16 protein-coding genes are annotated in these 16,523 nt (G+C 70.7%); 5 read left to right on the forward strand and 11 right to left on the reverse strand.

Annotated features, from left to right (window positions below; translation table 11 throughout):
- Positions 1-25: 25 nt before the first annotated feature.
- Positions 26-1,240, reverse strand: coding sequence for an NADP-dependent isocitrate dehydrogenase (locus tag CLV46_RS13405; protein WP_100365241.1), 1,215 nt, complete (start codon positions 1,238-1,240; stop codon positions 26-28).
- Between the two features lie 140 nt (positions 1,241-1,380).
- Here CLV46_RS13405 and CLV46_RS13410 point away from each other — a divergent pair, with 140 nt between their 5' ends.
- Positions 1,381-1,833, forward strand: coding sequence for a GNAT family N-acetyltransferase (locus tag CLV46_RS13410; RefSeq protein ID WP_100365242.1), 453 nt, complete (start codon positions 1,381-1,383; stop codon positions 1,831-1,833).
- Positions 1,833-2,150 (forward strand): MGMT family protein, encoded by a 318-nt coding sequence (locus tag CLV46_RS13415; protein ID WP_100365243.1) that lies wholly within the window; start codon positions 1,833-1,835, stop codon positions 2,148-2,150. Before CLV46_RS13410 ends, CLV46_RS13415 begins: the two co-directional genes overlap by 1 nt.
- Positions 2,151-2,189: 39 nt before the next feature.
- On the opposite strand, the gene CLV46_RS13420 is transcribed toward CLV46_RS13415, so the two are convergent.
- The 5 genes from CLV46_RS13420 to CLV46_RS13440 all read right to left on the reverse strand — a co-directional run bounded on the left by CLV46_RS13420 (position 2,190) and on the right by CLV46_RS13440 (position 9,729).
- The gene (locus CLV46_RS13420; protein ID WP_100365244.1) at positions 2,190-3,995 is read right to left on the reverse strand and encodes an ABC transporter ATP-binding protein; all 1,806 of its coding nucleotides are present in this window, start codon (positions 3,993-3,995) and stop codon (positions 2,190-2,192) included.
- Entirely contained in the window at positions 3,992-5,767 is a 1,776-nt protein-coding gene (locus CLV46_RS13425) for an ABC transporter ATP-binding protein (protein ID WP_245866861.1), read from the reverse strand. The genes CLV46_RS13420 and CLV46_RS13425 overlap by 4 nt, the downstream gene beginning before the upstream one ends.
- Before the next feature lie 390 nt (positions 5,768-6,157).
- Entirely contained in the window at positions 6,158-7,771 is a 1,614-nt protein-coding gene (purH, locus tag CLV46_RS13430) for a bifunctional phosphoribosylaminoimidazolecarboxamide formyltransferase/IMP cyclohydrolase (protein WP_100365246.1), read from the reverse strand.
- Positions 7,768-8,358: a phosphoribosylglycinamide formyltransferase gene (gene purN, locus CLV46_RS13435; protein ID WP_100365247.1), complete on the reverse strand. Its 591-nt coding sequence runs from the start codon at positions 8,356-8,358 to the stop codon at positions 7,768-7,770. Before purN ends, purH begins: the two co-directional genes overlap by 4 nt.
- Positions 8,359-8,367: 9 nt before the next feature.
- Positions 8,368-9,729, reverse strand: a complete 1,362-nt coding sequence (locus CLV46_RS13440) for a cell division protein PerM (protein ID WP_245866865.1) — start codon at positions 9,727-9,729, stop codon at positions 8,368-8,370.
- 206 nt (positions 9,730-9,935) lie between these two features.
- Here CLV46_RS13440 and CLV46_RS13445 point away from each other — a divergent pair, with 206 nt between their 5' ends.
- From CLV46_RS13445 to CLV46_RS13455, 3 genes are read left to right on the forward strand one after another with little or no spacing between them, the layout of a single operon-like run.
- The gene (locus CLV46_RS13445) at positions 9,936-10,535 is read left to right on the forward strand and encodes an SRPBCC family protein (protein WP_100365248.1); all 600 of its coding nucleotides are present in this window, start codon (positions 9,936-9,938) and stop codon (positions 10,533-10,535) included.
- A complete protein-coding gene (locus CLV46_RS13450; RefSeq protein ID WP_245866868.1) occupies positions 10,532-11,206 on the forward strand; it encodes a DUF4166 domain-containing protein in 675 nt (224 codons plus the stop codon). Before CLV46_RS13445 ends, CLV46_RS13450 begins: the two co-directional genes overlap by 4 nt.
- Entirely contained in the window at positions 11,203-11,787 is a 585-nt protein-coding gene (locus CLV46_RS13455; protein WP_100365249.1) for a DUF4166 domain-containing protein, read from the forward strand. The genes CLV46_RS13450 and CLV46_RS13455 overlap by 4 nt, the downstream gene beginning before the upstream one ends.
- Positions 11,788-11,810: 23 nt before the next feature.
- Here CLV46_RS13455 and dhaM read toward each other — a convergent pair whose 3' ends face one another.
- The 5 genes from dhaM to sucC form a co-directional block, all read right to left on the reverse strand.
- The gene (gene dhaM / locus CLV46_RS13460; protein ID WP_100365250.1) at positions 11,811-12,566 is read right to left on the reverse strand and encodes a dihydroxyacetone kinase phosphoryl donor subunit DhaM; all 756 of its coding nucleotides are present in this window, start codon (positions 12,564-12,566) and stop codon (positions 11,811-11,813) included.
- Positions 12,563-13,204 carry a dihydroxyacetone kinase subunit DhaL gene (dhaL, locus tag CLV46_RS13465; protein ID WP_100365251.1) on the reverse strand — a complete coding sequence of 214 codons (642 nt, stop codon included), beginning with the start codon at positions 13,202-13,204 and terminating at the stop codon, positions 12,563-12,565. The genes dhaM and dhaL overlap by 4 nt, the downstream gene beginning before the upstream one ends.
- A gap of 4 nt (positions 13,205-13,208) precedes the next feature.
- Complete coding sequence (dhaK, locus tag CLV46_RS13470; protein ID WP_100365252.1) at positions 13,209-14,207, reverse strand: dihydroxyacetone kinase subunit DhaK; 999 nt, start codon at positions 14,205-14,207, stop codon at positions 13,209-13,211.
- Positions 14,208-14,371: 164 nt separating this feature from the next.
- On the reverse strand, positions 14,372-15,259 hold the full coding sequence (gene sucD / locus CLV46_RS13475; protein WP_100365253.1) for a succinate--CoA ligase subunit alpha: 888 nt from the start codon (positions 15,257-15,259) through the stop codon (positions 14,372-14,374).
- 34 nt (positions 15,260-15,293) lie between these two features.
- Complete coding sequence (gene sucC / locus CLV46_RS13480; RefSeq protein ID WP_100365254.1) at positions 15,294-16,457, reverse strand: ADP-forming succinate--CoA ligase subunit beta; 1,164 nt, start codon at positions 16,455-16,457, stop codon at positions 15,294-15,296.
- Positions 16,458-16,523: the final 66 nt, after the last annotated feature.

Here is a 16,523-nt window from a genome sequence, read left to right on the forward strand (position 1 = left end):
TCCGGGCCCTCCGTCGCTGTCGGGATCAGCCGAGGCGCGACTTGAGGTTCTCGTCGAGGGTGGAGAGGAACTCCTCGGTCGTCTGCCACTCCTGCTCGGGGCCGACCAGCAGCGCGAGGTCCTTCGTCATCTTGCCGGACTCGACGGTCTTGATGACGACGTCTTCGAGCTCGGTGCTGAAGCCGATGAGCTCCGAGTTGCCGTCGAGCTTGCCGCGGTGCGCGAGGCCGCGCGTCCAGGCGTAGATCGAGGCGATCGGGTTCGTCGAGGTCCGCTTGCCGGCCTGGTGCTGACGGTAGTGGCGGGTGACGGTGCCGTGCGCGGCCTCCGCCTCCACGGTGCGACCGTCCGGGGTGGTGAGCACGCTCGTCATGAGGCCGAGCGAGCCGAAGCCCTGCGCGACCGTGTCGGACTGCACGTCGCCGTCGTAGTTCTTGGCGGCCCACACGTAGCCGCCCTCCCACTTGAGGCTCGCCGCGACCATGTCGTCGATGAGACGGTGCTCGTAGGTGAGCCCGGCCGCGTCGAACTGCTGCTTGAACTCGGCCTCGAAGACCTCCTGGAAGAGGTCCTTGAAGCGGCCGTCGTAGGCCTTGAGGATGGTGTTCTTCGTCGAGAGGTACACCGGGTAGTTGCGGGCGAGTCCGTAGTTGAGCGACGCGCGGGCGAAGTCGCGGATCGAGTCGTCGAGGTTGTACATCGCGAGCGCGACGCCGCCGCCGGGCGCCTGGAACACCTCGTGCTCGATCGGCTCGGAGCCGTCCTCGGGCACGAAGCTCACGGTGAGGGTGCCGGGGCGGTCGAACACGAAATCGGTCGCGCGGTACTGGTCGCCGAACGCGTGACGGCCGACGATGATCGGCTTGGTCCAGCCGGGCACGAGGCGCGGCACGTTCGAGATGATGATCGGCTCGCGGAAGATGACGCCGCCGAGGATGTTGCGGATCGTGCCGTTGGGGCTGCGCCACATCTTCTTGAGGCCGAACTCCTCGACACGCGCCTCATCGGGGGTGATGGTGGCGCACTTCACGCCGACGCCGTGCTTCTGGATGGCGTGGGCGGAGTCGATGGTGACCTGGTCGTCGGTCGCGTCGCGGTTCTCGATGCCGAGGTCGTAGTACTCGAGGTTCACGTCGAGGTAGGGGTGGATGAGGGAGTCCTTGATGCGCTGCCAGATGATGCGCGTCATCTCGTCGCCGTCGAGTTCGACGACGGTTCCCTCGACCTTGATCTTCGCCACAGTGTTCCTTCCTACGCGAGTCGGCCCGTGCGGCGTCGACTCGGGCGGTGCGCCGCCGCCGACAGCATAGTCGCTGCGCCTAACTATCTCGACGTCGAGATATCTGTTGCACAGCATCCTCGACCGGTTAGCCTCAGTGCATGGGCGAGTTGCGACTGGAAGAACTGTCGGCGCGCACGATCGTGGCCGCGAACAGCCTGACTCTGCGTCCGGGGCAGGAGCAGTTCGTCACGCCGGTGTCGTACTCGATCGCGGACGCGTACATCAACCCGGCCACGACGTGGCCCCGAGTCGTGCTCGACGATGACGAGGTGGTGGGGTTCATCCGCGGCAACTTCGACCCGGAGTCCGACCAGGAGGAGTTCCGCAGCTGCGTCTGGCGCATCAACGTCGCCGCAGACGCGCAGGGTCGCGGTGTCGGCCGGTTCGCGGTCGAAGGCCTCGCCGACGAGGCGCGCCGGCGCGGTTTCGAGCGGCTGACCGCCATCTGGGAGCCCGGCGAGGAGGGACCGGAGCGGTTCTTCACCAACCTCGGCTTCGAGGTCATCGGCGAGACGCAGTACGGCGAGAAGATCGGCGCCCTGCACCTCTGATGGAGCGGCGACCGCTCGCGGACGACTTCGTCTCCCGCGTGCTCGAGGTGGTCCACGGCATCCCGGAGGGCCGCGTGATGTCGTACGGCGACGTCGCCGCGGCGATCGGTTCGCGCGCGGCCCGCGGCGTCGGGCAGGTCATGGCGTATTACGGGTCGGATGCGCCGTGGTGGCGCGTCGTGCGGGCGAGCGGTCACCCCGCGGTCGATCACGAGTCCCGCGCGCTCGAGTACTACCGTGCGGAGGGCACACCACTGCTGTGGTCGGCGTCGGGCGTCTTCCGCGTCGACCTCCGCCGCGCTCGTCACACGCCGTGACGGACGCCGGGCCGCGGTCTCCCCCGGCCCGGCGACGCGTCAGACGAGCGAGTCCTTCCACGCGGCGTGCAGCTGGGCGAACTTGCCCTCGCCCGCGATGAGCTGCTCGGGCGTGCCGTCCTCGATGATCCGCCCGTGCTCCATGACGAGCACCCGGTCGGCGATCGCGACGGTCGACAACCGGTGCGCGATGATCACCGCGGTGCGATCCGAGAGCAGGGTCTGCAACCCCTCCTGCACGAGACGCTCGCTCGGGATGTCGAGCGACGCCGTCGCCTCGTCGAGGATGAGCACCTGCGGGTCGGCGAGGAACGCGCGCGCGAACGAGAGCAGCTGACGCTGCCCCGCCGAGACCCGACCGCCGCGCTTGTTGACGTCGGTGTCGTAGCCCTGCGGCAGCGACATGACGAACTCGTGCGCTCCGACCGCCTTCGCGGCCGCCTCGATCTCCTCGCGGGTCGCATCCGGCTTGCCGAGGGCGATGTTGTCGGCCACGGTGCCCGAGAACAGGTACGCCTCCTGCGTGACCATGACGATCGCGCGGCGCAGGTCCTTCGGATGCAGGCGCCGCAGGTCGACGCCGTCGAGCGACACCGTGCCCTCGGTCGGATCGTAGAAGCGCGAGATGAGTTTCGCGAGCGTCGACTTGCCCGCCCCGGTCGTGCCGACGAGGGCGATCACCTGACCCGCCGGGATGTCGAGGTCGAAGTGCGGCAGCACGACCTGGTCCGCCTTGTACGCGAACTTCACCCCGTCGAAGCGCACGTTGCCGCGTGCCTGCCACAGGTCGATCGGGCGGGTCGGGTCGGGCACCGTCGGACGCTCCTCGAGCACGCCGGAGATCTTCTCGAGCGCCGCCGCCGCCGACTGGTAGCCGTTGTAGAACATGGCCATCTCCTGCGCCGGTCCGTAGAACGATCGCGTGTACAGCAGCGCCGCGAGCAGCACGCCGACCGCGAGGTCGCCCGAGGCGACCCGCAGGCCGCCGACGAGCAGCACCGAGGCGAGCGCCACGTTGCCGATGAGCACGAGGCCCGGGTCGAACGTGCCGAAGATGCGGAACACCTTCGCGTTCACGTCGCGGTAGTCCTCGACGAGGTCGCCGAACTCCTTCTCGTTGCGCTTCTCCTTGCGGAACGCCTTGACGGCGCGGATGCCCGTCATGGTCTCGACGAAGTGCACGATGAGGCGCGCCGACGCGACGCGGGTCTGCCGGAACAGCTGCTGCGACTTGACCTGGAACCAGCGCGAGAGGATCGCCAGCGGCACGAGCGAGGCGAGCAGCACGAGACCGCTCACCCAGTCGAGCAGGAACATCGCCCCGGCGATGAACAGCATGTAGAGCGCACCCTGCACGAGCTGGTTGATGCCCGAGTTGAGCAGTTCCTTGATCGAGTCGAGGTCGCTCGTCTGGCGCGCGATGATGCGGCCCGACGTGTAGCTCTCGTGGAACTCCAGACTCAGCTTCTGCGTCTGCTGGAACACCCGCTTGCGCAGGTCGATGAGCATCGCCTGGCTGATGCGCGCCGTGAGGATCGTGTACCACGCGATGAGCGCGGCACCACCGAGCCCGGCGAGCAGGTACGCGACCACGGCGAGCGACACGGGGAACCAGTCCTGCTTCAGCAGGGCCGGGATTCCGCGGTCGATGCCGAACGCGATGAACGCCGGTCCGGCGACCTGCAGCGCCGTGCTCACGATCACCACGGCGACCGTGAGCGCGACGGTGCGGCGCACCGGGTGCAGCAGGCTGCCCAGCAGCTTCAGTGAGCGCTGGCGGATCTGCTTCGACTCCGCGCGATCCAGGTCGTCGCGCTCTTCTCCGTCTACTCCGAGCATGCTCATGCGCGCACCCCCATCCGTTCCTTCTCTTCGTCTTCGAGGCTCGAGATCACGAACCGGTAGTGCTCACTCGTGGCCAGCAGCTCGGTGTGCGTGCCGACCGCCGAGATGACGCCGTCCTGCATGAGCGCCACGCGATCCGCGAGCTGCACCGTCGAGGGGCGGTGCGCCACGATGAGCGCCGTCGTCTTGGCGAGCACGCGCCGCAGCGCCGCCTCGACGAGGGCCTCGGTGTCGACGTCGAGCGCCGACAGCGGGTCGTCGAGCACGAGCACCGCGGGCTGCGCCGCGACGGCCCGGGCGAGCGCGAGGCGCTGCCGCTGGCCGCCGGAGAGACTGAGCCCCTCCTCGCCGACCTTGGTGTCGAGACCCTGCGGCAGCGCGTACACGAAGCCGGCCTGCGCGATCTCGAGCGCTTCGGCGAGGTCCTCCTCGCTCGCGTCCGGGCGGCCGAGGAGCACGTTGTCGCGCACGGTCGCCGAGAACAGCGTCGCGTCTTCGAACGCCATCGCGAGGTGCGTGCGCAGCTCCTCACGCGTGAGGTCGCGGATGTCGACGCCGTCGATCGTGATGCGTCCGCCGGTCACCTCGTACAGCCGCGTGGTGAGGGCCGTCAGGGTCGTCTTTCCGCATCCGGTCAGTCCGACGAGCGCCATCGTCTCACCCGGCTCGATGGCGAGGTTCACCCCGTCGATGAGGTCGGCGTACTGCTTCGGCGAGTCCTGATAGCGGAAGTGCACGTCTTCGAACACGAGGCGGCCGCGCACCTCCTCGACCGAGCGCGGGTGCTCCGGATCGGTGATGGTGTTGGTCTCGTCCATCACTTCGAAGAAGCGGTCGACCGCCGTGCGGGCGTCGAACGTCATCGACAGCAGGAAGCCGATCGACTCGACCGGCCAGCGCAGCACCGTCGCGGTGGCGAAGAAGGCGAGCAGCTCGCCGACGGTGAGGTCGCCGTTGACGGCGAGCAGCGCGCCGCCGAGCAGCGACAGGGCGAAGGTCACGTCGGGGACGAGCAGCAGCCACCACCAGATGCCGGCGATGGCGCGCGCCTTCTCCATCTCGGTGTCGCGCAGCCCCTCCGCCTGGTCGGCGAAGTTCTTGAGGGCGTGGCCGCCGCGGCCGAACGCCTTGAGCACACGGATGCCGTGCACCGACTCCTCGACCGCGGTGGCGAGGTCGCCGGCCTGGTCCTGGCTGCGGCGGGCGACCGTCGAGTACTTCTGCTCGAACAGGTAGCCGTACACCCACAGCGGGATCGAGCAGACCATGAAGAGCACGCCGAGCTGCCAGCTGATCGAGACGAGGAACACGAAGCCGATGACGATCGTCATCACGTTCACCGAGAGCAGCACGATGCCGAACGACAGCCAGCGGCGGATCAGGTTGAGGTCGCTCACCACGCGCGAGAGCAGCTGACCGCTCGGCCAGCGGTCGTGGAAGGCCACCGGCAGCTGCTGCAGGTGGTTGTAGAAGTCGTTGCGCATGCGCGCCTCGACCATCGTGTTCGGCACGAGCACGAACCAGCGGCGCAGTGCGATCATGGCCGCCTCGATGATGCCGAGGGCGAGCACGACGCCGACCGCGGGCCACACGGCCGAGGCGATGCCCTCGCTGAGCGGACCGTCGACGAGGCCGCGGAGCACCTGCGGGATGAGCAGCGCGACGACGGCGCCGATGAGCGCGGCGAACGTGCCGAGCACGATGCGTGGCATCGCCGGCTTCACGTAGGGGTAGATGCGCAGGATGGCGCGCGTAGTGGACAGGGTGGACATGGTCTCGGTCTTCGCCGAAGGCGCAGGCATGGATGTTCCCGGGAAACAGGGTCGACGGTGGACGTCGACCGGGATGTTCGGTGTGCGGTGTGCCCGGCGTTCGGATCGCCGGGTGGGAGGGCGGTGTCGGCGGGGCCGGTCAGTCCCGCGGACGGACCGGGAGGGTCGTGCCGCGAGTGACGGCGACCACGGCTCCCGCGATTCGGGTGTCGGTGGGCTTGGTCGTCATGGCATCCTCCGTCGTTCCGCGTCGCTCGATCGCCGCCGGGCGGGGCCCGCGCAGCCTTTCACCCTAGACCCGTCGACGACGGCGGATCAAGGGTGACGGGAGAACTGCTCACTACGGATGCGCGATCCGTCCCGATCCGAGAAGGGGGAGGCCCCCTCGACTCAGTGGAAGAAGTGCCGCTCGCCGGTGAAGTACATCGTGGCACCGGCGGCCTTCGCCGCGGCGATGACCTCTTCGTCGCGCACCGAGCCGCCGGGCTGGACGATCGCCCGCACGCCGGCATCGAGCAGGATCTCCGCACCGTCGGCGAAGGGGAAGAACGCGTCGCTCGCCGCGACGCTGCCCGCGGCGCGGTCGCCCGCGCGGCTGACCGCGAGGCGGCAGCTGTCGACCCGGTTCACCTGACCCATGCCGACACCGACGGAGGCCCCGCCGGAGGCGAGCAGGATCGCGTTCGACTTCACCGCACGGCAGGCGCGCCACGCGAACTCGAGATCACGGCGGGTCGCCTCATCCGCGGTCTCACCCGCGACGAGGGTCCACTCCTCGAACGGCGCGAAGTGAGCATCCGTGGTCTGCAGCAGCAGGCCGCCGGAGATCTGCCGCACCTCGCTCGCCGCGCGGGCGAAGCCGTCGGGCAGACGCAGCAACCGGATGTTCTTCTTCACCGTGAGCAGTTCGAGCGCGGCCGGCTCGAAGTCCGGGGCGACGAGCACCTCGGTGAAGATGTCGGCGACGCGCTCGGCCATCGCGGCGGTGACGGTGCGGTTGGTCGCGATGACTCCGCCGAACGCCGACACCGGGTCGCACTCGTGCGCGAGCCGGTGGGCCTCTGCGATCGAGTCGGCAGTCGCGATGCCGCACGGGTTCGCGTGCTTGATGATCGCGACGGCGGGCGTGTCGAAGTCGAAGGCGGCGCGCAGCGCGGCATCGGCGTCGACGTAGTTGTTGTACGACATCTCCTTGCCGTGCAGCTGCTCGGCCTGGGCGATGCCGTGACCGGCACCGTCGAGGTAGAGCGCGGCGCGCTGGTGGGAGTTCTCGCCGTAGCGCAGCACGCTCGCGCGGCTGCCCACGACGCGCACGGTCTCGGGAAGCTGCTCCTCGGATCCCTCCGCCTGGCGACGGTCGGCCTCGGCGCGCAGCCCGACGTTCCCTGCGAACCACTCGGCGACGGCGGTGTCGTAGGCGGCGGTGTGCGCGAACGCCTCGCCGGCGAGGCGCTGCCGCTGGGCGAGGGTCGTGCCGCCAAGGGTGAGGGCCTTCACGATCTGCGGGTAGTTCGCGGGCGAGACGACGATCGCGACGTTCGCGTGGTTCTTCGCCGCGGCACGCACCATCGCGGGGCCGCCGATGTCGATCTGCTCGACGACCGCATCCCCCTGCGCCCCGCTCTTGACCGTCTCCACGAACGGGTACAGGTTCACCACCACGAGTTCGAACGCGGCGATGCCGAGCTCGGCGAGCTGCTGCTCGTGGGATTCGAGCCGCAGGTCGGCGAGGATGCCCGCGTGCACCGACGGGTGCAGGGTCTTGACCCTGCCGTCGAGCGACTCCGGGAACCCCGTGACGGCGCTGACCTCGGTGACCGGATGACCGGCGTCGGCGATCGTCTTGGCGGTGGACCCGGTCGACACGATCTCGACACCCGCCGCGGCGAGCGCCGAGGCGAGCTCGAGCAGCCCGGTCTTGTCGCTCACAGAGACGAGTGCCCGACGGATCGGCACGGCGTCGCGGTCGCGGTAGGCGTTCGGGTCGTGCGTTCCGGCGCTCATCGGGCCAGCTCCTTCAGGTCGACGTGTCCGTTGGCGATGTCGAGCACGCACTGCACGAGCAGCTCGCGTTCGACGATCTTGATGCGGTCGTGCAGGCTCGCCTCGGAGTCGCCGGGCAGCACGGGTACGCGCCGCTGGGCGATGATCGGGCCGGTGTCGACACCGTCGTCGACGACGATGACGCTCGCGCCGGACTCCGTCGCGCCCGCGGCGATCGCGTCGCGCACGGCGTGCGCGCCGGGGAACTCGGGCAGGTAGGCCGGATGCGTGTTGATGAGCCGCGGAGAGAGGGCGGCCACGACGCGGGGCGGCAGCAAGCGCATGAACCCGCTCAGGATCACGAGATCGGGCTGCCACAACTCGATCTGCGCGAGGAGTTCGTCGCCCCACTCGTCGCGGCTCGAGAAGTTGCTCAGCGCGACCGTGAACGTGGGGATGCCGAAGTCCTCGGCGTGGTCGAGTCCGTCCGCCGGGCGGTCGGCGCCGACCGCGACGACGCGCGCGGGGAACTCGGCGTCTTCCGACGCCTGGAGCAGGTGGCGGAGGTTCGAGCCCGCGCCGGAAATCAGCACGACGAGGCGAAGCACCCGGTCAGCCTATCGCCAGAGCACCCCGTGGCCGGGTGGGGTGGTGTCCTCGGGCGGGACGGCGTCGTCCGAGTCGCTACCTCGGTCGGTCCCGTGCGCGTCGGGCCGGTGGGCATCGGCCCGGTCGGTGGCGGCGGCCTGAGTCTCGCGACGTCGCGGCCGCTCGCCCGCATCCGGCCGGTGCCCGCGACCGGCCGCGAAGGCGCCGGCGAGCGCGGCGAGCGCGATCTCGAGGGCCGCCCACGCGCCCACGAGCAGCGGATCCGGTCCGACGTCGACGAGGCGTCCCGGTCCGGCGCTGCCGGCGGCGGCCCACGCCAGCAGACCGAGCAGCACTCCCCCGACGATGCCCGTACCGGTACCGGCCACGACCCGCGCCCACGGGGAGTGCTCGCGCAGCGCCCGCGTGAACAACGCTCCCGCGACGAAACCCGCGACGACCGGTACGAGCACGCCGGCGAAGGCGAAGCTCCCGTCGTCCGTCGGCAGTGCCCCGAGCACGGGAACCGCGGGCAGCGGGCCGAGGTCGGTGCCGAGCGGGGAGACGGAGGAACCGGTGCCGATGGCGAAACCGGGTCCGACGAACCAGGCGGCCGCCCAGATGACGAGGTCGGGCAGCAGGGCGAGCTGCGCGGCGGTGAGGGTGATGCCGCCGAGCACGTCGGCGTGCAACTGCTCGTACAGCGCGATGACTTGCGCGTACCCGAGCAGCACGAGCACGGCGACCGCGATCGCGGAGACCGTCACGACGGCCGCCGCGGCGGCGGTGCCGGCGCGCAGCGCCGCGCGCACGGTCTCGCGCGTCACCGGTCGCCAGTCGTCGATCCAGTCCCGCAGCGAACTGCCGTGGTCGTCGGCCGGATTGAGCAGCCGCGCCCGGGTCGAGCCGACGAGCACGCCGAGGGCGAAGCACAGGGTGGGCAGCAGCACGCCCTGCCACAGCGACGGACGGGCGGACGGGTCGAGCGCACTCGAGGTCGCCGCGAGGGCGAGCACGGCGAACGTGCCGATCGCGACGGCCTCCCCCGTCAGGCGGTGCGACGTCTCGGCGATGCGCCGGCCGGCGCGGGTGCCGAGCAGCACGGTGAGCAGGGCGAATCCGAGCAGCGCGATCGTGATCGGGATGGGTCGTTCGGCTCCGGGGATGCCGGTCGCCGCGGCGAGCGCCGGGTCGAGCAGCAGGGTCACGTCGACGCCATGGCCGAGCAGCCAGATGTCGACCGCGCCGCGCCAGAACACCGGCCAGTCGATCCCGAGTTGGAAGTGGAACCCCCACAGCAGCGTGAGCGGCACGAGCGGGATGGCGATGCCGATGGCGACGACGAGCACCGCCTCGAAGGCGGAGTAGAGGGCGGTGCGGGCGCGGTTCATACCGCGTCGACCCTACCCGCGGCCGCCGGGCCGACGGCGCCGCCCCTCCGTGCGTCCGCGACCCCGCGCCGTCGATCCGCCGAGCGTGCCTTCATCCGACGTTTTCACGCCGGATCGGTCGCTGAAACGTCGGATGGGGGCACGCTCGGCGTCGAGGCGGCGGGGGCGAGTGGACGCGAGCGCCGCTCACAGGCCAGAGTGGGCGCATGGGGCGGGGGATCTACGTCGAGGTGCTCATCGCCGCGCCGCTCGAGCGGGTGTGGGAACTGACGCAGGACCCGGAGTCGCACCCCCGCTGGGATCTGCGCTTCAGCCGCATCACCCCGGTCGCCGATCTCGAGTCGGGCGGATACCGCTTCCGTTACGAGCGCCGGATGCCCGGGCACACCATCGTCGGCACCGGCACGTCGATCGGCGAACGTCGACGCGCCGACGGCACCCGCACGTCGGCCCTGCGGTTCGATACCGACGACCGGTGGTCGCCGCTCGGCGAGGGTCGCGGCTACTGGCGCTATGTGCCGACGGATGACGGCATCCGCTTCATCACCGGCTACGACTATCGGCCCGCGTGGGGCCCGCTCGACCTCGTCGTGCGACCGTTCGTCGGGTGGATGACCGCGTGGAGCTTCGACCGATTGCGGATCTGGGCCGAACGTGACGAGCCGCCGGAGCGGTGGCCACTCGCCACGGCTCTCGCCTTCTGGCGACGGGACCGCCCGCGGGCGGCGAACTGCGCCCGTCGTCCACCCGGCAGGAGCGCCCTCGACGACGCCCCGTCGACCCTCGGCACCCTGGAGGCCCCGTGAGCATCTTCCGTCGAGCGCTCGGCGCCGACTTCGACCGGTTGCACCCGATGCTGCAGCGGCGCTTCGGCGTCTCCCTCGACGCCGGCTACGCGTGCGTCGGGCGCGGCACGATGTCGAGCATCCGCCGGGGGCCGTGGTGGACGGTGCCGTTCCTGCAGGTCGGCCGGCTGCGCAACATCCTCATCCCGGATGTGGGCAGCTCGGTGCCGTTCACGATCGAGAACTACCCGTACCGCGACCCGTTCGGGCGCGAGACCGTCACCTTCGTGCGCGAGTACCGCGTGCGGGAACGCCCCAGCCGCTTCGACGCGACCATGGTCTACAGCGACCGGTCCCGGCGGGTGATCGACTACCTCGGCACGCATCAGCACCTCGCCGTCGATCTCGACCTGACGGTGGAACCGGATGGCTCGCTGCTGCTGCGCAGCGAGGCGCAACGTTTCTATGAGGGGCCGCTCGTCGGGTTCCGCTTCCCGATGCTCTTCAGCGGCCGCGCCGAGTTGCGCGAGCGTTTCGACGACGCGACCGGCCTGTTCCACATCCACCTCGAGGTGCGCAACAGCGTGTTCGGGTTCCTGTTCGGCTACGAGGGCTCGTTCGCGTGCGAGTTCCCGCCGGCGGTCGACGCCCCCGAGCACCTCAAGCCGCGCCGCCACGAACGGCGCGAATGAGCTCGCTCTACCTCCGACTGCTGGGACCGTCGTTCGAACGGCTCGATCCCCGGTTGCGTCCCTACTTCTCGCTCGAGCCGGGCGGATCGGCCCGTGCGAGCGGAGTCTTCGAGATCGCGGGCTCGCGGGTGCGCTGGCTGAGGCCGCTGTGGGCGTTCCTCGCCTGGCGGCACGTGCTGTTCCCCGAGTTCGGTCGCGACGTGCCGTTCGAGGTGGTGAACACCGCGGCGGTGGACGGCACGCTGAGCGCGGTGCGCACCTTCCGGTTCCCCGGTCGGGATCGGGTGATGGAGGACTCGATGAGGATCGAGGGCGGCCGGCTGCACGACCGGCTCGGTCGGCGTCGTGGACTCGAGGTCGAGTTCACGGCGACGGTCGACCACGGCGGGCTCGTGCTCGAGTCCGCGCGCGAGTGGCTGCACGGCGGACCGCTGCGCATCCGTATCCCCGCGCTCGTGCGGGTGCGGCTCTCCGAGCGCTGGACCGAGGCGGGGCAACGCGTCGAGGTGCGCCTGTCGATGCCCGTGCTCGGCACGGTCTTCGAGTACGCGGGCCGGGTCGGCGCGAGCACGCCGGTTTAGTCCCGGGGCGGACCCGCCGACGGTCACCCGGACTCGGTGTCCCCGTCGCCCAATTCGCCGAAGCCGGCGCGGGCCGCCGAGAGCACGGCGTCGACGGCGTCGCGCGCCTGTGCCCCCGTCGCGGTGATCCGCAGCGTCTCGCCCTGCTGCACGCCGAGCGAGATGATGCCGAGCACGCTCGCTCCGGGCACGGGACCCGCACCGGAGGACGCGTTCGCGAGTCGCACGTCGGCGTCGAGCCGTCCGAGCAGACCGGCGAGCTCCGCCGCGGGTCGCGCGTGCAAGCCCACCGGGTTCACGATGACGACCTCAGCGGTGACCACGTCGCCGTCCGTGCCGGGGGCCGCCGTCGGCGCGGGCGCCGCGTCGTCGCCGTCGTCGCCGAGGTGCTCGCGCTTCGCCGCGCTCGCGCCCTCCGCCTCCGCCCGCACCGCGTCGAGCGACCCGCCGCCCGCCGCCGTGACCACGGCGGCGACGAGCCCCTCGACGAACGGTGCCGAGCTGAGTTCGACCCGCGGGGCGGGTTCGTCGAGCAACTCCACGGCGAGCTCCGCGCTCATCACCGCGGACCCCAGGTCCATCAGTACGAGCACGCCGTCGTCGCCCGCCACCTCGACGATCGCCTCCGCGACGCGCGCGGCGTCGGTGCCGAAGCCGCCGTCCGGGGTGCCCGCGGCGAGGGCGATGCGCGGCCGTTCGCCGTGCACCATCTCGAGGGCGAGCCCGAGTGCGGCCTCGGCGAGCGCCGCGCTGTGCGAGACGACGACGATGCCGATCACGCGGCGGACCCGGTCGCCGTTGCGAGCGCGTCGAAGAGGTAGGCGGTCGAGGTGGCACCCGGGTCGACGTGGCCGATGCTGCGCTCCCCGAGGTAACTCGCACGCCCCTTACGGGCCTGCAGCGGCTCGGTCGCGTCGCGACCGGCCGCGGCGGCGTCGCGTGCCGCGGCGATCGCCGCCTCGAGACCCTGATCGACGGCCGCGTCGAACGCGTCGAGCGCCGGACCGAGCGCGTCGATCATCGTCTTGTCACCCGGCTCCGCCTTGCCACGGGCGAGCACGCCCTCGAGGCCGGCCCGCAACGCGGCGCCGAGCGCCGCCGCGTCGAGCTCGGTCGCGTCGCCGCCGCTCGCGCCGAAGCGCAGGAAGAACGTGCCGTAGAGCGGCCCGCTCGCCCCGCCGACGGAGCTGACGAGGGTCATGCCCACGGACTTGCCCCACGCGCCGACGGTCTCCGGCGCGGTCTGCTCCAGTTTCTCGACGGCGGACTGCATGCCGCGTGCCATGTTCGACCCGTGGTCGGCGTCGCCGATCGCGGAGTCGAGTTCGGTGAGCGCGGCACGGTGCTCGACCATGAGGTCGCGGAACCGCTGCGTCCAGGCCACGAGGTCCGCGACGGTCAGCGAGGTGCGTGCCATCCGCTCAGACCCCCCAGCGCAATCCGGGAGTGGCGACGGGCGCATCCCACAGCCCGAGCAGCTCGTCATCGGCGCGCAACAGCGTCACCGAGCATCCGGCCATCTCGAGCGAGGTGATGTAGTTGCCGACGAGGCTGCGGGCGACCGTCACCCCCGAGGCCTCGAGGATGCGCTGCACCTCGCCGTACATCAGGTAGAGCTCGAGCAGCGGGGAGCCGCCCATGCCGTTGAGCAGCACGATCGCCGGGGCGCCGGTGAAGTCGTGGTCGGCGAGGATCGGCTCGACCAGCTGCTCGGCGATCTCTCGCGCGCCGGCGAGCGGCACCCGGTGTCGGCCGGGCTCGCCGTGGATGCCGATCCCGATCTCCATCTCGTTCTCGGGCAGGTCGAAGGTCGGCTTGCCCGCGGCGGGCACGATGCAGCTCGTGAGCGCCATGCCCATGGAACGGCCGGATGCGTTGACCCGGGTCGCGAGCTCGGCGAGGGTGTCGAGGTCGCGGCCCTCCTCCGCCGCGGCACCGACGATCTTCTCCAGCAGCACGGTGACGCCGACGCCGCGGCGCCCGGCGGTGTAGAGCGAGTCCTGCACGGCGACGTCGTCGTCGGTGACCACGGAGGCGACGCGCACCCCCGTCTCGGACTCGGCCAGTTCGGCGGCCATCTCGAAGTTCATGACGTCGCCGGTGTAGTTCTTCACGATGTGCAGCACGCCGGCGCCGGAGTCGGCGGTCTTCGTCGCCTCGACCATCTGGTCGGGCGTCGGCGAGGTGAACACCTCACCGGCGCACGCGGCGTCGAGCATCCCGAAGCCGACATACCCGCCGTGCAACGGCTCGTGACCGGATCCGCCGCCCGAGATGAGGGCGACCTTGCCGGGTCGGGTGGGCTCCCGGCGGTAGATGATGCGGTTCTCGTGGTCGACGCGCAGGTCGGGGTGTGCGACCTCGATGCCCACGAGGGCGTCGCGCACGACGCCGTCCGGATCGTTGATGAGCTTCTTCATGCGGGCGCTCTCCTCGTCGAGTCGCGGGCACGCCGGGTCGCGGTGCCCCTCGGGTCGAGGATGCTCCCGCGCCGAGCGCGGTGTCAACGTCGGCGGGGTGAACATCCGTGCAGATGCGGGAAGGGCCCGCACGCGACGCGTGCGGACCCTTCCGTGTCGACCGATCAGAGGGTCGCGAACACCTGACGCATGAGCTCGGCGGTCTCGCTCGGGGTCTTGCCGACCTTGACGCCGGCGGCCTCGAGGGCCTCCTTCTTCGCCTGCGCGGTGCCGGAGGAACCCGACACGATCGCGCCGGCGTGGCCCATCGTCTTGCCCTCCGGCGCGGTGAAGCCCGCGACGTAGGCGACGACCGGCTTGGTGACGTTCGCCTTGATGTATTCGGCGGCGCGTTCCTCGGCGTCGCCGCCGATCTCGCCGATCATCACGATCGCCTGCGTCTCGGGGTCGGCCTCGAACGCGGCGAGCGCGTCGATGTGCGTCGTGCCGATGATCGGGTCGCCGCCGATGCCGACGGCGGTCGAGATGCCGATGTCGCGCAGCTCGAACATCATCTGGTAGGTCAGCGTGCCCGACTTCGACACGAGGCCGATCGGTCCGGGGCCGGTGATCGTCGCGGGGATGATGCCCGCGTTCGACTTGCCGGGGCTGATGACGCCGGGGCAGTTCGGGCCGACGATGCGGGTCGCGCCGCCCTTGGCCTTCGCGTGCGCCCAGAACTGCGCCGAGTCGTGCACCGGGATGCCCTCGGTGATGACGATGGCGAGCGGGATCTCGGCGTCGACCGCCTCGATGACCGCGCTCTTGGCGAAGGCCGGCGGCACGAAGATGACCGACACGTTCGCGCCGGTCTCGCTCATCGCCTCCGCGACGGTGCCGAAGATCGGCAGGGTCTGCCCGCCGATCTCGACCGTGGTGCCCGCCTTGCGCGGGTTGACGCCGCCGACGACGGCCGCGCCGCTCGCGAGCATGCGCGTGGCGTGCTTGGTGCCCTCCGAGCCGGTGAGGCCCTGGACGATGATCTTGCTGTTCTCGTCGAGGAAGATCGACATCGCTGTTCCTAGTCCTTTACTGGTCGGTCTTCGGTCACCGGTGGGCGAGCTCGGCGGCCTTGTCGGCGGCGTCGTCCATGGTGTCGACGACGGTGACGAGCGGGTGCGCGGCCTCGGCGAGGATGCGGCGCCCCTCTTCGACGTTGTTGCCGTCGAGGCGCACGACGAGGGGCTTGGTCGCGGTGTCGCCGAGCTTCTCGAGGGCACCGACGATGCCGTTCGCGACGGCGTCGCAGGCGGTGATGCCGCCGAAGACGTTGACGAAGACGCTCTTCACCTGCGGGTCGTGCAGGATGACGTCGAGGCCGGCGGCCATGACCTCGGCCGAGGCGCCGCCTCCGATGTCGAGGAAGTTGGCGGGCTTGACAGTGCCGTGGTCCTCACCGGCGTAGCTCACGACGTCGAGGGTCGACATGACCAGTCCCGCGCCGTTGCCGATGATGCCGACCTCGCCGTCGAGCTTGACGTAGTTGAGGTCGCTCTCCTTGGCCTTCGCCTCGAGCGGGTCGACCTCGCCCGCGTCGGCGAGCGCCGAGTGGTTCTCGTGACGGAAGTCGGCGTTCTCGTCGAGCGTGACCTTGCCGTCGAGGGCGATGACCTCGCCGCTCTCGGTGAGCACGAGCGGGTTCACCTCGACGAGCGTCGCGTCCTCCTCGATGAAGACCTTCCACAGGCGTTCGAAGACCGGCACGACCTTGGCGCGCACGTCGTCGGGGAACCCGGCGGCCTCGGCGATCTCGTTCGCCTTCGCCTCGTCGATGCCGGTGAGCGGGTCGACCTCGACCCGGGCGAGCGCCTCGGGCTTCTCGACCGCGAGCTGCTCGATCTCCATGCCGCCCTCGACGCTCGTGAGCGACAGGAACGAGCGGTTGGCCCGGTCGAGCAGCACCGAGAAGTAGAACTCCTGGGCGATGCGCGCACCCGCGGCGATCATCACGCGCTTGACGACGTGACCCTTGATGTCGAGGCCGAGGATCTTCTCCGCCGCCTCGAACGCCTCGTCGGGCGAGTGCACGACCTTGACGCCGCCGGCCTTGCCGCGACCTCCGGTCTTGACCTGGGCCTTCACCACGACGGTCCCGCCGAGCTTCTCGGCCGCGGCGCGGGCCTGCTCGGGGGTGTCGGCGGTGAGGCCGGGAAGCACGGGCACGCCGTAGGACTCGAAGAGGTCCCGGGCCTGATACTCGAATAGATCCACGCTGTTCGTCCAATCGCGTGTCGGGGTGTTCAGGGAGGTGTCTCGACACCGAGATAGTTCGATATC

It is taken from the genome of Diaminobutyricimonas aerilata, assembly GCF_002797715.1.
Lineage (GTDB): Bacteria > Actinomycetota > Actinomycetes > Actinomycetales > Microbacteriaceae > Diaminobutyricimonas > Diaminobutyricimonas aerilata.

Bases quoted from the DNA above. Each gene is read 5' to 3' on its own strand.
- CLV46_RS13410 (WP_100365242.1), top strand. From the start codon at position 1,381: ATGGGCGAGTTGCGACTGGAAGAACTGTCGGCGCGCACGATCGTGGCC.
- CLV46_RS13415 (WP_100365243.1), top strand. From the start codon at position 1,833: ATGGAGCGGCGACCGCTCGCGGACGACTTCGTCTCCCGCGTGCTCGAG.
- CLV46_RS13420 (WP_100365244.1), bottom strand. From the start codon at position 3,995: ATGAGCATGCTCGGAGTAGACGGAGAAGAGCGCGACGACCTGGATCGC.
- CLV46_RS13425 (WP_245866861.1), bottom strand. From the start codon at position 5,767: ATGTCCACCCTGTCCACTACGCGCGCCATCCTGCGCATCTACCCCTAC.
- purH (WP_100365246.1), bottom strand. From the start codon at position 7,771: ATGAGCGCCGGAACGCACGACCCGAACGCCTACCGCGACCGCGACGCC.
- CLV46_RS13440 (WP_245866865.1), bottom strand. From the start codon at position 9,729: ATGAACCGCGCCCGCACCGCCCTCTACTCCGCCTTCGAGGCGGTGCTC.
- CLV46_RS13445 (WP_100365248.1), top strand. From the start codon at position 9,936: ATGGGGCGGGGGATCTACGTCGAGGTGCTCATCGCCGCGCCGCTCGAG.
- CLV46_RS13455 (WP_100365249.1), top strand. From the start codon at position 11,203: ATGAGCTCGCTCTACCTCCGACTGCTGGGACCGTCGTTCGAACGGCTC.
- dhaL (WP_100365251.1), bottom strand. From the start codon at position 13,204: ATGGCACGCACCTCGCTGACCGTCGCGGACCTCGTGGCCTGGACGCAG.
- dhaK (WP_100365252.1), bottom strand. From the start codon at position 14,207: ATGAAGAAGCTCATCAACGATCCGGACGGCGTCGTGCGCGACGCCCTC.
- sucD (WP_100365253.1), bottom strand. From the start codon at position 15,259: ATGTCGATCTTCCTCGACGAGAACAGCAAGATCATCGTCCAGGGCCTC.